Raw genomic sequence first — 12,854 nt, forward strand, 5'->3', positions numbered from 1 at the left:
CTCAGACCTCCACCTTGACCATGCGCGACATCACCCAGCCGCCGACCGACACCAGCGCGACCGCGGCGCCGAGCATCACCAGCCCGAGCAGGGTCGTGTAGAGGGGCTCGGCGAACTCGCGGTTCGCGACCATCAGGTAGCAGAACATCGCGACCGGGAGCCCGCCGAGGATGTACGCCGACAGCCGGCCCTCGGCGCTGAGCGTGCGCACCTGCCGGCGGAGGAACTCGCGCTCCCGGAGCGTCTCGGCGACGGTCTCGAGCACCTCGGCGAGGTTGCCGCCGACCTCGCGCTGGATCCGGATCGCCATCACCACCCACGCGAAGTCGACGCTGCCCATCCGGGCGGCGATGCCGTCGAGGGCGTCGCCGATGTCGACGCCGAGGCGCTGCTCGACGAGGGCCCGGCGCAGCTCCCCCGCGATCGGCTCCTGGCCCTCCCGGACCACGGTGTCGATCGCCTGCGGCACCGAGAGACCGGCCGACAGGCTGTTCGCGATGATCGTCAGCGTGTCGGGCAGCTGCCCACTGAACGCCGCCAGCCGCCGGGCGTGCCGGATCCGCAGGTAGACCAGCGGCGCCAGCACCCCGAGCGCGAGACAGACCAGCGCGAGGGCCAGCCCGCCCAGCGCGAAGCCCAGGCCGGCGACGACGAGCGCCACGGCGGCGTGCATCACCGCCCACTCCGCCGGGCGGACCGCCATGCCGGCGCCGGAGAGCCGGCGGGCGAGCCGGGCCTCGACGTCGCCGGGCACCACGGCCTGGGCGACCAGCACGGCCACGCCGCGCACCCCGGCACCCTCCCGCTGCCCGGTGACCTCGCCGAAGTACGTCGCGAGCCGGCGGTCGGCCGACGGCGGCGCGGGACGAACGAGCACGGTGCCCACCGCCAGGGCCAGGCCCGCACCGATCGCGACGGCACCGAGCAGCAGCGGCACGGGGACGGTACTCACGCCGCGGCCCCTGCCGCGCTGAACACCGTCGGGTCGATGTGCACGTTGCGCTCCGCCAGCCGGTCCAGGAACCGCGGCCGGAGCCCGGTGGACCGCAGCTGACCGCGGGCGGCCCCGTGCTCGTCGTACCCCGCGGCGAAGTCGAAGAGGAAGACGTCCTGGAGCGTGATGACGTCGCCCTCCATCCCGACGATCTCGGTGATCGCCGTGATCCTGCGGCTGCCGTCCTTGAGGCGGACCTGCTGGACGACCAGGTCGATCGCACTGGACGCCTGCTCCCGGATCGCCCGGACCGGCAGCTCCATCCCGGCCATCATCACCATCGTCTCGACCCGCGCGAGCGCGTCGCGCGGCGAGTTGGCGTGCACGGTCGACAGCGAGCCGTCGTGCCCGGTGTTCATCGCCTGCAGCATGTCCAGCGCCGCGGCGTCGCGGATCTCGCCGACGACGATGCGGTCGGGCCGCATCCGCAGCGCGTTGCGCACCAGGTCGCGGATGGTGACGGCGCCCCGGCCCTCGATGTTGGCCGGCCGCGACTCCAGCCGCAGCACGTGCTCCTGGTGCAGCCGCAGCTCGGCGGCGTCCTCGACCGTCACGATGCGCTCGTCGCTGGCGATGAACGACGACAGCACGTTGAGCGTCGTCGTCTTGCCGGCGCCGGTGCCGCCGGACACCAGGATGTTCAGCCGCCCGCGCACGCAGGCGGCGAGCAGGTCGGCGGCCTCCCGGCCGAGCGTGCCGGCCGCGACGAGGTCGTCGGCGGTGAACGCGTCGGCGGCGAACTTGCGGATGGTGAGCATCGAGCCGTCGAGCGCCAGCGGCGGGATCACCGCGTTCACCCGGCTGCCGTCGGTGAGCCGGGCGTCGACCATCGGGCTGGTCTCGTCGACCCGCCGGCCGACGCGGCCGACGATCTTGTCGATGGTGCGGCGCAGGTGCGCCTCGTCGTTGAACGCCGCGTCCACCCGCACGATGCGGCCCGCCCGCTCGACGAAGACGTCGCTGGGACCGTTCACCATCACCTCGGTGAGATCCGGGTCGCGCAGGTACGGCTCGAGCGGGCCGTAGCCGAGGATGTCGTCGGCGATCTCCTGGACCACCCGACTGCGGTCGGCACCCGACATCGGCTGGTCGCTGCCGGCCACGGCGGTCTGGAGGGCGGTGCGCACCAGCTGCTCGAGGTCGTCGGAGGTCATGTTGACGTCGTAGAGCTGAGGCCCGAGATCGCTCACGAGCTGGACGTGCACCATCCGCTTGAGGTCACCGAAGGGGTCCCGTGCGAGGTGGCGTCCGGGCGTCGGCTCGGAGGGCTGCGACGACGCCTCCTCGGCGGCGCCTCCCGCTGCGCGCGACCGGTCCTGGTGTGCCGCCAGGAGCCGGTCGGAGAGCGCCATGTCACGCCGCCTTCCGCGGTCGCCGGCCGCGGCGACGGTCGCGGGCCGCGGTGGCCCGGCCGGCCGCCGGCAGGGCGAGGTCGCGCGACAACGCCGCCGCGAACGAGGCGAGGGTGCGACCCACCGGACGTCCGGCGTACGCACGGACCGCGGGCTCGCCCCGGTTGACGGCGACCAGCACCTCGCGGGTGGTGGGCATCGTGACCGTGCTGCGCACCCCGAGCGTCTTCTCGAACTCCTCGACCGAGAGGCCGACCTTCGCGTCCGCCCGGTTGAGCACCACCCGCCACAGGTCCCGCGGGTAGTTGAGCAGGTCGAGAGTGCCGACCGCGAGCTTGAGGTTCTTCAGCGCCGGGATGTCCAGCGTCCCGACCAGCACCAGCAGGTCGCTGTGGTCGAGGGCCTGCAGGGCCTGGTCGTCGAAGGAGCCGCTGGTGTCCACGACGACCACGTCGAACATCTGCTTGAGCAGGTCGAGCACGGCGCCCACCGACGCCGGCGAGACCACGGTCCCGAGCTGCACCGGCGCGGCGAGCACCGCGAGCCGGTCGGAGTGCCGGGTCAGCAGCGACTCGACGGCACTCTGGTCCAGGTTGCCGTCGAACCGGGCCAGGTCGTCGAGCGTGTGCTGGGGCGCCAGCGAGAGCATCACCGCCACGTCGCCGCCCTCGATGTCGAGGTCGACGAGGCAGACCCGGTGGCCGAGGTCGGCCAGCGCGACGCCGAGGTTGGTGGCGACCAGCGTCTTGCCCACCCCACCCTTCGTCGAGAACACCGTGACCAGGCCACCCCGGGCTCCCTCGGGCCCGGCCTGCTCCTGGGCGCCGGACATGGCGCGGGCGATCGCCTCGACCCGGCGTACGGCGCTGCCGATCGTGGGCAGGTCGTCGCTCGCGACGACCTCGCGCACGCCGGCCCGCATCGCACGGGCGAGCACCTCGTCGTCCACGCTGTCGCGGAGCAGGACGACGCCGAGCGCGGGGCGGAGGATGCGATTCTGCTCGGCGACCCGGAGCGCGTCCTCCACCGGGACCGACGGGCCCAGGACGACGGCGTGCTCGGGGTGCCGCTCGAGGTGGCGGGCGAGCCGGTCGGTCGTGGTGAGCACGGACGGCGTGCCCGGCATCAGCTGCTGGACCAGCCCCGCCACCTGCGGGTCGGTCTCGACGATCGTGGTCATGACACTCCTCGGAACAGCTCGGGCGCGAGCTCGCGCGCGGTGGTGCCGGGGCCGTTGACGACCCGGCTCTTGTCGGTGCGGAGCGCGAAGGTCAGGTCGCCGTTGCGGGCGCCGTAGATGACCCGCTCGGCCTCCTTCTGGCTGACCGCGATCGTGAGGATCGTCCGCGGGACCTGCTCGGTGGTCTCGGTGCCGTCATCGTCCTTGGTGGTCCGGGGGGTGACGGTCGTGTCGCCGACCCCGAGCACCTGCACCTTCGGCAGCAGCACCCTCGTCAGCGGCGGCAGCTTCCGGGTCGACCCGTCCTTGAGGTACAGCTCCGGGTCGCCCGACACGAAGATCGCCACCCGCGATCCCGGGGTGACGAACCCGGCGACCCGTTCGGGATCGGTGAGCTCGACGCTGATCGCCAGCCGCTCGCCCGGGATGCCCAGCACCTGCTCGCCCCCGGGCTGCCCGAACTGCTCGGCGATCAGCTGCTGCCCGGGATAGATCGTGCTCAGCGCGACCAGGTCCTTGATCGACGCCGTTGACGTCAGGGCTCCCCCGCTGAGGTCGTTGCGGACCACCTTGCGGGTCTGGAGCTTGTCCGCGGCCAGGGCGTCCCGCACGGACTCACCCGGCGCGATCACCTCCGTGGCCGTCACGACCTCGACGTACTCCCGTCCGTCGGCGGCCCGGGCGTCGACGCCCTGGAGGTACCAGATGATCATCGTCGTCCCCAGCGCTGCGATGGCCAGGGCCACGATGAGGGCTGTCGCTCGTCGTGCCATGGTGCTGCCCTTCTCCCGCGTGATGGGCGAACATGACGCGGCCGCTGCTACCGATGCCCGACCTCGGCCATGTCTCCCGGATGACCCGGAACGTAGGGCTCGGCGCTCAGACGGCCCGGCCGAAGGATTCGGTCGCTACCCAAATCTGGGGATCGGCGAGCACCAGTGGTCTGGACGACAGGTCTGGACCACTGGGAGCGCTCCGGAGGAGCGAGGTGCGGCGCGGGAAGGTGCGGGAGGTGCGGCTCAATCGGCCTTGACTGCGAGCACCGGGCAGTGCGCGTCGAGGAGCACCCGCTGCGCGTTGCTGCCGAGGATCAGCTTGCCGACCGGCGAACGACGGCGCAGGCCGATCACGATCAATTCGGCCTGACTGGCCTCCGCGATGCTGATCAGGTCCTCGGCGGGCTCGAAGCCACGGACCAGCTGACGGACCTCGTAGTCGACGCCGGACCCGTCGAGGATCTTCCGGACGGCGGCCATCTCACGGTCGGCCTGGGTGGACGCCTCGGCATCGAAGTCGGAGCCGCCGCGGTGGGAGTTGACCACGACGAGGCTGGCGTCGCGCAGCTTGGCCTCGGCCACGGCGGTGCGCAGGGCGGCCTCGCCCTCCGGCTTCGGCACGTAACCCACGACGACCTTGCCCATCGATCCTCCCAAGCTCAGCGACTGGTGGTCCATCCGGGCGGGGCGCCCACCGGCACCGTAGCCGATCCGGCCACGCCCATGCATGCCTGTGGAGGACGCCCGGCGCGTCCGGCGCGTCTGCACGAGGGTGGTTCTCGACGACGGGAGACGCATGGACGGCATCCGAGAGCCGGTGGGGCGGCCGCTGCAGGCGGTGCTGCGTCGGGCGGTGCTCGACCACGGCCGGCGCGAGCGCCGGCGGGTCCATCCGCCGCTGCTCCACGTGGGCTGGCCCGGCGCCCGGGAGGAGCTGTTCGCGGCCGAGCCCGGGGACGTCCTCGACCATGCCCTGCGCACCGATGTCGCCGCCTCCCTGCTGCGCGCCGCCCGCCGGCACCCGCCGGTCAGCGGCGCCGTGCCGATGCTGTGGCTGACCAGGTCGGCGCCGCTGGAGGTCGGCGACGCGGACCTCGCCTGGCTGGCGGCCGCGTGGTCGGCGACCGCCGAGGCGGGTCTCGGACTCACCTTCGTGGTGGTGAACCGGCACGGGTGGCTCGACCCGCGCACCGGCGTACACCGCGAGTGGAAGCGGCTCCGGCAGCGGTGAGTGCTCCCGGCGGCCGCCCGATCGATCAGTCCCAGGTGTGCACCGGCTCGTTGGTGTGCATCCGCTGGCGGTAGTCGAGCAGGGCCGCGCGCAGGGCGTCGTAGCGGTCCCGCTGGCCCTCGGCGCGCACCCGGCCGACGAACCACTCCGCGCCGTTGGCACCCCGCAGGCAGCGCTCCTCGATGATGCCGAGCAGTCGGTCGCTCTCGGCGCCGGACGCGCCCCACGACGCCAGGCCCTCGCGGGCCATCGGCAGCAGCCGGCGCAGCACCAGCTCGGTCGCCCGCACCTGGCCGACGCCCGGCCAGTACACCTGCGCGTCGATGCCCTGCCGCGACGCGGCGTGGAAGTTCTCCTCCGCGGCGCTGAAGGACATCTGCGACCACAGGGGTCGCTCGCTCTCGGCCAGGGCCCGGACCAGGCCGAAGTAGAACGCGGCGTTGGCCATCGTGTCGGCGACCGTGGGACCCGCCGCGAGCAGGCGGTTCTCCACCCGCAGGTGCGGCACCCCGCCGGCGATGTCGTAGACCGGCCGGTTCCATCGGTAGATCGTGCCGTTGTGCAGCCGCAGCTCGGCGAGCGTGGGGGTCCCACCGGCCTCGAGCACGGCGAGCGGGTCCTCCTCGTCGGAGACCGGCAGCAGCGCCGGGAAGTACCGGACGTTCTCCTCGAACAGGTCGAAGACCGACGTGATCCACCGCTCCCCGAACCAGACCCGCGGCCGCACGCCCTGGGCCTTCAGCTCCTCGCTGCGAGTGTCGGTCGCCTGCTCGAAGAGGGGGATCCGGGTCTCGCGCCACAGCTCGTGGCCCAGCAGGTACGGCGAGTTCGCCGCCAGGGCGACCTGCACCGCCGCCATCGCCTGCGACGCGTTCCAGTACGCCGCGAACTGGTCGGGCGAGGTCTGCACGTGGAACTGGGTGCTGGTGCAGGCCGCCTCGGGCACGATCGAGTCGGCCGTGGCCCGCAGTCGCTCGGCCCCGTCGATGGCGATCGCGATGTCCTCGCCCCGCGCGTTGAGGATCTGCTCGCTGAGCAGCTTGTAGCGCGGGTTGGCGCTCAGGCTGTCGACACTCATGTGCCCCTCGGCCAGGGTCGGGAGGATCCCGATCATCACCATGTGCGCGCCCACCGCCGCGGACTTCGACTCGGCGTCGTTGAGACTGCGCCGCAGACTCGCCTCGAACGTCGTCAGGCCGCCCTCGCGCAGCTTCGCGGGAGGCACGTTGATCTCGATGTTGAACTGGCCGAGCTCGGTCTGGAAGTCCTGGTCGGCGATCGCCGCCAGGGCCTCGGCGTTCTTGAGCGCGGGGTCACCCTCCTCGTCGACCAGGTTGAGCTCGACCTCCAGCCCCGTCATCGGGTCGTCGGTGTCGAAGCGCGCCTCGCGCAGCATCCGGGCGAACACGTCCAGGTTGCGGCGCACCTTCTCCCGGTGCCGCGTGCGGTCCTGGCGGGAGAACTCCTGAGCTTCGACCTCTTCGCCCATGACCAGACCTTAGGCCGTGTTCCGCCAGGAGGCTTCGGTACGGGCGATCAGGTCGTCGACGACCCCGGCCACCTCGCCGGTGCGCTCGAACGCGGCACGCTGCCGGGTGGCGCCGTTGTCGCTGACGCTGCCGGCGACCGCGGCCGTGACCGCCTCGAGGTCATCCGCCTCGTCGAGCACGACCCGAACTCGCTCGACCAGGGCGTCGACCACCTCACGGGCGGGCGCCAGCCGGCCGGATCTCGGGTGTACCAGCGAGTCGGCCATGCCGAACCGGGAGGCCCGCCAGTGCGCGGCCCGCAGCCCCTCTGCGCGCCACCGGGGCAGCGGACGACCGGCCCGCCAGTCCCGGGCCGCGGTCTCGACCAAGCCCCGGACCAACGCCACGATGGCGACCGCGAGCACCGGGTCGGTGCAGACGTCACAGACCCGGACCTCGACGGTCGGCTGCGCCTCGGAGAGCCTGGCGTCGAAGTAGAGCATCCCGGCGTCGCGGGCCGCCCCGGTCTCGAGGAGCATCCGGCTCACCTCGCGGTAGCACTCGACCGACCCGAACTGCTCGGTCTGGCCCGCACTCGGCCACCGCGGCCAGACCTGGGCCCGCCACGAGGCGTACCCCGAATCGCGGGACTCGACGAAGGGCGAGTTGGCGCTCAGCGCGAGCAGCACCGGCAGCCAGGGCGCGATCCGGTCGATGACCGCCACGCCCTCCTCCTCGCCGTCGATGCCCGTGTGCACGTGCATCCCGCAGGTGCCGCCGGTCCGCGCGACCTCGCCGTAGGTGTCGACCATGTCGCGATAGCGGTCGTGGGGGGTGACGACGGAGCGGTCCCCACCGAGCGGCACGATCCCGCACGCACCCACCCGGAGGCCCGCGGCCCGGGCGGCCTCTCCGGCGGTACGTCGGCCGGCCACCAGCTGGGCGAGGACGGAGCCGAGGTCCGTCTCGGGGTCGGTGCGCGTCTCCAGCTGGTGGCGGAACAGCTCGTGATCGAGCTCGTCGGTCGCCGCCCGGGGCCGTCGGCGACCGTGACCGTGCTCGCGGAACTGCTTGAGCACGGCGGGGGCCGCAGCCTCCACCTCGCGGGTCGCCGGGTCGAAGAGCAGCAGCTCCTCCTCCACGCCGACCGTGCGCGTCCTCCCCATGCCGGACCACTACCCCACCCCCGGAGGCGGCATGCCCGGCCCGATGCCCTGCCCCGTGCCCTGGGTCCAGTCGCCGATGCCCGCCCAGCTCTGGGGCGCCACCGCGCGGGTGAGCAGGTCGCCGACCAGCTGCGCAAGCGAGTAGTCGGGCTCGACCTCGCAGCAGCGGTCGACGGCGCACCAGGCCAGGGCACCATCGCCGGCCTGCCAGGCGGCCAGGGCCAGCACGGCCGACGGAGCCGGCACGAGCGGGTCGGGCGCCCGCCGCACCACGTCGGTCCAGAGCTCCACGTGGGAGCGGGCGCGATCGCGACACAGTGACGAGCACGCGGCGTCTCGGACCCGGACGTCGAGCATGCCGCGCAGCAGCCGGGCCACCGCGCCGTCGTCGGGGCGGGTCGCCGCCTCGGTGTGCCGCACCACGAGCTCGCGCGCCCACTGACCCTCGTCGAGAGCCGGTGCCTGCGGACCGAGCGCGGCCAGCTCCGGGACCACCCGTGCCACCAGGTCGGGCACGGCGGCGATCGACCTCGCGAGCTCCTCGCGGGAGGTGTGCAGCACCCGGCCGTCGTAGACCGCCTGGGCCGCGAACCGGTGCGCGGAGAGGTCGTAGGGCACCCCGATCGCGGGGATCGCCATCGACGGGGTGCCGCGGACGGGGACCGGGAACCAGCGGCGACCATCGGCCCGCAGCGCGTCGATGACCTCGATCCCGCTGTCGGCCAGGGCCCGGGCCGTCGCCTGCAGCGCTCGGTCGGCGAACCGGCCACGCTGGCTGTAGACGACGAGGAGAGCGTGGGGTGCGCCGTGGCGCCGGGCCGGCTCGGCGAGCATCGCGGCCATCTCGGGGATGGCTGAGCGCGCCGGCAGGTCCACACGAGCGTGGAAGGGAGGATCGGCGCCGAAGGTGAGCATCACCATCGACTCCGACGGCTCGAACCCGAACACCACGGGCACCAGCGCGAGCACGTCCTCGGGGGAACGCGCGATCATCGAGGTCGGGTCGGGTCGGCGGGCACGGGCGGCGTGGTCTGTCGTCATGACACGACGGTCCCCGCGCGGTCCGACATCGGGAACCGGCGTCGGCCCGGCCTGTGGAGGACCCGGTCGGAAGCCTGGCTGTGCACGGTTGGCGGGCCGTCCCTCTCGGTCGGCACCGTCGGCGGCCCGCGATAGGTTGCGCGGGTGCGAGCAGTTGCGTCGGTGCTGCACCTCGACCTCGACGCGTTCTTCGCCGCGGTGGAGCAGCGCGACAAGCCGTCGTTGCGGGGCAAGCCGGTGGTCGTCGGCGGCGTCGGCGGCCGGGGCGTCGTCGCGACCGCGTCGTACGAAGCGCGGCAGTTCGGCGTCCGCTCCGCGATGACGACGCGGGAGGCGCGGTCGCGGTGCCCCCACGCGGCGTTCCTCACCGGCCGGTTCCACGCCTATCGCGAGACCAGCGAGCAGGTGATGGGGCTGCTCCGGTCGGTCTCGCCGCTGATCGAGCCGCTGTCGCTGGACGAGGCGTTCGTCGACCTCGCCGCGGCCGACCGCGAGGCCCACCCACTCCTCGGCGACCTCACGGTGGCCGACGTGACCGCGTTCGGCACCCACCTGCGGGAGCGGGTCGTCGAGGTGACCGGCGGGCTGACCGCGTCGGTGGGCATCGCCACGTCGAAGTTCGTCGCGAAGGTCGCCAGCGACCTGCGCAAACCCGACGGCCTGGTCGTGGTCCCGCCCGGTAGCGAGCGCGACCTGCTGCGCCCGATGAGCGCGTCGGTGATCCCCGGGGTCGGACCGGCCACGGCGGAACGACTGCGCCGGGTCGGCGTACACACGGTCGAGGAGCTGGAGACGCTGAGCGAGGACGAGCTGGTCCGGCTGCTCGGCAAGGCCTCCGGTCACTGGCTCCACGCCCTCGCCCGGGCCCAGGACGACCGCCCCGTCGTCGCCGAGCGGGAGGCGAAGTCGGTGAGCGTCGAGGGCACCTACGACCACGACCTCACCGACCGCGACCTGATGGAGCGCCTGCTGACCCGGCAGGCGGGCGACGTGGCGCAGCGGCTGCGCCGGTCGGGCCTGTCGGGGCGCACGGTGACGATCAAGGTGCGGCTGCACGACTTCACGACGCTGAACCGGTCGACGACGCTGTCGTCGCCGACCGACGCCGCCGCGACGATCGCGCGACTGGCCAGGGCGCTGCTGGCGGATCTCGACACCTCGGGCGGCGTCCGGCTGCTCGGCGTGGGCGTGTCCGGGCTCGCCGACTGGGTGCAGGAGGACCTGTTCGGCGAGCCCGAGGAGGAGCAGGACGAGCTGCCCGAGGTCGAGGTGCCCCACCACTCCCGGCGCAGCTGGTCGCCCGGCATGGACGTCGTCCACGTCGAGATGGGCCGGGGCTGGGTGTGGGGCTCGGGGCGCGGCGTGGTCACCGTGCGCTTCGAGACCGCGCAGACCCCGGCGGGGCCGGTGCGCAGCTACGCCGAGGACGACCCCCAGCTCAGCCCCTGGCGTCCGCCGACCCCCGACGACGAGTGAACCGCAGCTCCTCCCCCGGCCGCAGCTGCGCGCACTGCCACAGGTCGGCCTCGTCGACCACCGCGAGCACCGGGTAGCCGCCGGTCGGCGGGTGGTCGGCGAGGAACACCACCGGCACGCCGCTCGGCGGCACCTGCACCGCGCCCAGGACCATGCCCTCGCTGGCGAGCTCGCCGGAGCGTCGGCGCGGCAGCGCCGGCCCGTCGAGGCGCAGGCCGACCCGGTCGGAGTCGGCCGCGACGACGTACGTCGTGGCGCACAGCCGGTCGAGCGCCTCGTCGCCGAACCAGTCGGCCCGCGGCCCGGCCGAGACCCGCAGCGGGCCCGGTTGTGGCGCCCGCGGGGTGTCGAGCGGGCGGGGCTGGCCGGTCGGCTCTCCCACGGGCAGCACCGTGCCGGCCTCGACGCGCGGCGGACCCACCCAGGCGAGCGTGTCGGTGGACCGCGAGCCGAGCACCGGGGTGACGGCGACGCCACCGCCGACGGCCAGATAGCTGCGCACGCCCGCGACCGGCGTGCCCAGCGACAGCGTGGCGCCGGCGGGCAGCCACTCCGCCCGGGCGTGCGCTCGGGCGGAGCCGCCGACGGTCAGCGGAGCTAGCGCTCCGGTCACCGCGATCCAGCAGCCGGTCCCGGCGCGCAGCCTCAGCCCGCCGAGCAGCACCTCCAGCACGGCCGCATCGGCGTGGTTGCCGACCAGCCGGTTGGCCAGGTCCGCCGCCGGTACGTCGAGCGCACCGGCCCGCGGCACCCCGAGATGCGCGAGCCCGTGGCGGCCACGGTCCTGCACGGTCACCAGCGGCCCGGTCGCCAGCACGTGCAGGCTGCGGGACGCGATCATGCCGGGACGAACCTGACCCGGGTGCCGGGCGCCAGCAGCGCCGGCCGGGCGCGATCGGCGTCCCACAGCCGCGCGTCGGTGCGGCCCAGCAGCCGCCAGCCTCCGGGCGAGGCCGTCGGGTAGGTACCGCACCAGGTACCGGCCAGCCCGATCGACCCCGCGGGCACCCGCGACCGCGGCGACGCCAAACGAGGCACGGCGAGCTCGGCCGGCAGCCCGGCGAGGTAGGCGAATCCCGGCGCGAACCCGCAGAACGCCGACACGAACTCCAGGTCCGTGTGCCGGGCCACCACGCCGTCGACGTCGGTGCCCCACGCCTCGGCGACGAACGCCAGGTCCGGCCCGTCGTAGACGACCCCGACCTCGACCCGCTCCCCCGCCGGCACCGTCGACGCCGGCGTCCACTCCCGCAGCCGGGCCACCAGCGCATCGACGTCGGGCACCCCGTCGAAGAGCACCGTCTCGGCGGCCGGGACCACCTCGACCGCCTCGATCCGCGCCGATCGCGCCCACATCGCGAGCGCGAGCGCCGCCGCCGGGTCGCCGACCTCGGCCAGGAGCGCCGAGGAGGCGATCGGTCGCAGCTGCATGGGCCCAGTCTGGCTCAGACGAACGGCCGCAGCAGCAGCCCGCCGGCCTCGAGCGCGGCGCGGACGGCGCGGGCGTGCTCGACCGCGCCGGGGCTGTCGCCGTGCAGGCACAGCGACTCGACCTCGGCCGCGAGCGCGAGCGCCTGCGCGACGATGCCCGCCTCGTCCTCGACCAGCGCGCCCGGCTCGGTGCGCGGCAGCAGCCGCCCCTCGGGCGTGTAGCTGCGATCGGGGAAGCCCTCGTGGAAGACCGGACGGCCGCCCCCCTCCGCAAGCCTCAGGAACGCCCCGGGCATGCCCAGCACCGGCAGGTCGCCCGACCCGGCCAGCACCGCCGCCGCCTGCTCCTCGTCGACGATCACGCGGTGGTAGAGCGCCCCGTGCGGCTTGACGTAGCGCACCGGCGTACCGGCCGCCGCCGCGATCTCCGCGAGCGTGCCGACCTGGTCGGCGACCTGGTCGCGCAGCACGTCGTGCGGGACGTCGCGGGCGACCCGGCCGAAGCCCGTCCGGTCGTCGTAGGAGACCTGGGCGCCGACCGCGACCCCGAGGCGGGCGGCCTCGGCGCACACCGCACGCATGATCGCGGCGCTGCCGGCGTGGTAGCCGCAGGCCACGTTGGCACTGGTCACGACCGCGAGCAGTGCGGAGTCGTCGGTGACCTCCTCCCCCAGGTCGGCGTTGAGGTCGATCGAATGTCGCGAGAGCGAACCCACACCCCGACGCTATCGTCGCCGC

The 12,854-nt window shown here is 74.0% G+C and carries 13 protein-coding genes; 2 read left to right on the top strand and 11 right to left on the bottom strand.

The annotated features are described in order from the left end of the window. Window position 1: 1 nt before the first annotated feature. The 5 genes from FHU40_RS00160 to FHU40_RS00180 form a co-directional block, all read right to left on the bottom strand. Window positions 2-952 carry a type II secretion system F family protein gene (locus FHU40_RS00160; RefSeq protein WP_183590285.1) on the bottom strand — a complete coding sequence of 317 codons (951 nt, stop codon included), beginning with the start codon at window positions 950-952 and terminating at the stop codon, window positions 2-4. After that, window positions 949-2,346, bottom strand: coding sequence for a TadA family conjugal transfer-associated ATPase (locus tag FHU40_RS00165; RefSeq protein ID WP_183590286.1), 1,398 nt, complete (start codon window positions 2,344-2,346; stop codon window positions 949-951). The genes FHU40_RS00160 and FHU40_RS00165 overlap by 4 nt, the downstream gene beginning before the upstream one ends. A gap of 1 nt (window position 2,347) precedes the next feature. Continuing rightward, window positions 2,348-3,526 (bottom strand): CpaE/TadZ family protein, encoded by a 1,179-nt coding sequence (locus FHU40_RS00170; RefSeq protein ID WP_183590287.1) that lies wholly within the window; start codon window positions 3,524-3,526, stop codon window positions 2,348-2,350. Further along, window positions 3,523-4,299 carry a Flp pilus assembly protein CpaB gene (gene cpaB, locus FHU40_RS00175; RefSeq protein WP_183590288.1) on the bottom strand — a complete coding sequence of 259 codons (777 nt, stop codon included), beginning with the start codon at window positions 4,297-4,299 and terminating at the stop codon, window positions 3,523-3,525. The genes FHU40_RS00170 and cpaB overlap by 4 nt, the downstream gene beginning before the upstream one ends. A gap of 246 nt (window positions 4,300-4,545) precedes the next feature. Continuing rightward, window positions 4,546-4,947, bottom strand: a complete 402-nt coding sequence (locus FHU40_RS00180) for a universal stress protein (RefSeq protein ID WP_183590289.1) — start codon at window positions 4,945-4,947, stop codon at window positions 4,546-4,548. A gap of 151 nt (window positions 4,948-5,098) precedes the next feature. On the opposite strand from FHU40_RS00180, the gene FHU40_RS00185 reads away from it, so the two are divergent. Next, a complete protein-coding gene (locus FHU40_RS00185) occupies window positions 5,099-5,533 on the top strand; it encodes a hypothetical protein (protein ID WP_183590290.1) in 435 nt (144 codons plus the stop codon). 25 nt (window positions 5,534-5,558) lie between these two features. On the opposite strand, the gene FHU40_RS00190 is transcribed toward FHU40_RS00185, so the two are convergent. The 3 genes from FHU40_RS00190 to FHU40_RS00200 are packed head-to-tail and all read right to left on the bottom strand — an operon-like array spanning window position 5,559 to window position 9,209. Continuing rightward, complete coding sequence (locus FHU40_RS00190; protein WP_183590291.1) at window positions 5,559-7,022, bottom strand: glutamate-cysteine ligase family protein; 1,464 nt, start codon at window positions 7,020-7,022, stop codon at window positions 5,559-5,561. A 9-nt stretch (window positions 7,023-7,031) separates the two neighbouring features. Then, entirely contained in the window at window positions 7,032-8,168 is a 1,137-nt protein-coding gene (locus FHU40_RS00195; protein ID WP_183590292.1) for a carboxylate-amine ligase, read from the bottom strand. Between the two features lie 9 nt (window positions 8,169-8,177). Further along, the gene (locus tag FHU40_RS00200; protein WP_183590293.1) at window positions 8,178-9,209 is read right to left on the bottom strand and encodes a DUF4192 domain-containing protein; all 1,032 of its coding nucleotides are present in this window, start codon (window positions 9,207-9,209) and stop codon (window positions 8,178-8,180) included. Window positions 9,210-9,353: 144 nt separating this feature from the next. On the opposite strand from FHU40_RS00200, the gene FHU40_RS00205 reads away from it, so the two are divergent. Beyond that, window positions 9,354-10,685 carry a DNA polymerase IV gene (locus tag FHU40_RS00205; RefSeq protein WP_183590294.1) on the top strand — a complete coding sequence of 444 codons (1,332 nt, stop codon included), beginning with the start codon at window positions 9,354-9,356 and terminating at the stop codon, window positions 10,683-10,685. On the opposite strand, the gene FHU40_RS00210 is transcribed toward FHU40_RS00205, so the two are convergent. Genes FHU40_RS00210 through FHU40_RS00220 form a run of 3 tightly spaced genes read right to left on the bottom strand, consistent with a single transcriptional unit; the run spans window position 10,648 to window position 12,832 of the window. Continuing rightward, window positions 10,648-11,526: a 5-oxoprolinase subunit C family protein gene (locus tag FHU40_RS00210; protein WP_183590295.1), complete on the bottom strand. Its 879-nt coding sequence runs from the start codon at window positions 11,524-11,526 to the stop codon at window positions 10,648-10,650. The genes FHU40_RS00205 and FHU40_RS00210 overlap by 38 nt on opposite strands. Further along, a complete protein-coding gene (locus FHU40_RS00215; RefSeq protein ID WP_183590296.1) occupies window positions 11,523-12,116 on the bottom strand; it encodes a 5-oxoprolinase subunit B family protein in 594 nt (197 codons plus the stop codon). The genes FHU40_RS00210 and FHU40_RS00215 overlap by 4 nt, the downstream gene beginning before the upstream one ends. 14 nt (window positions 12,117-12,130) lie before the next feature. After that, window positions 12,131-12,832, bottom strand: coding sequence for a LamB/YcsF family protein (locus FHU40_RS00220; protein WP_183590297.1), 702 nt, complete (start codon window positions 12,830-12,832; stop codon window positions 12,131-12,133). Window positions 12,833-12,854: the final 22 nt, after the last annotated feature.

This window comes from Nocardioides soli (assembly GCF_014191495.1).
GTDB classification, from domain to species: domain Bacteria; phylum Actinomycetota; class Actinomycetes; order Propionibacteriales; family Nocardioidaceae; genus Nocardioides; species Nocardioides soli.

Bases quoted from the DNA above. Each gene is read 5' to 3' on its own strand.
- FHU40_RS00165 (WP_183590286.1), bottom strand. From the start codon at position 2,346: ATGGCGCTCTCCGACCGGCTCCTGGCGGCACACCAGGACCGGTCGCGC.
- FHU40_RS00170 (WP_183590287.1), bottom strand. From the start codon at position 3,526: ATGACCACGATCGTCGAGACCGACCCGCAGGTGGCGGGGCTGGTCCAG.
- cpaB (WP_183590288.1), bottom strand. From the start codon at position 4,299: ATGGCACGACGAGCGACAGCCCTCATCGTGGCCCTGGCCATCGCAGCG.
- FHU40_RS00180 (WP_183590289.1), bottom strand. From the start codon at position 4,947: ATGGGCAAGGTCGTCGTGGGTTACGTGCCGAAGCCGGAGGGCGAGGCC.
- FHU40_RS00185 (WP_183590290.1), top strand. From the start codon at position 5,099: ATGGACGGCATCCGAGAGCCGGTGGGGCGGCCGCTGCAGGCGGTGCTG.
- FHU40_RS00190 (WP_183590291.1), bottom strand. From the start codon at position 7,022: ATGGGCGAAGAGGTCGAAGCTCAGGAGTTCTCCCGCCAGGACCGCACG.
- FHU40_RS00195 (WP_183590292.1), bottom strand. From the start codon at position 8,168: ATGGGGAGGACGCGCACGGTCGGCGTGGAGGAGGAGCTGCTGCTCTTC.
- FHU40_RS00200 (WP_183590293.1), bottom strand. From the start codon at position 9,209: ATGACGACAGACCACGCCGCCCGTGCCCGCCGACCCGACCCGACCTCG.
- FHU40_RS00210 (WP_183590295.1), bottom strand. From the start codon at position 11,526: ATGATCGCGTCCCGCAGCCTGCACGTGCTGGCGACCGGGCCGCTGGTG.
- FHU40_RS00215 (WP_183590296.1), bottom strand. From the start codon at position 12,116: ATGCAGCTGCGACCGATCGCCTCCTCGGCGCTCCTGGCCGAGGTCGGC.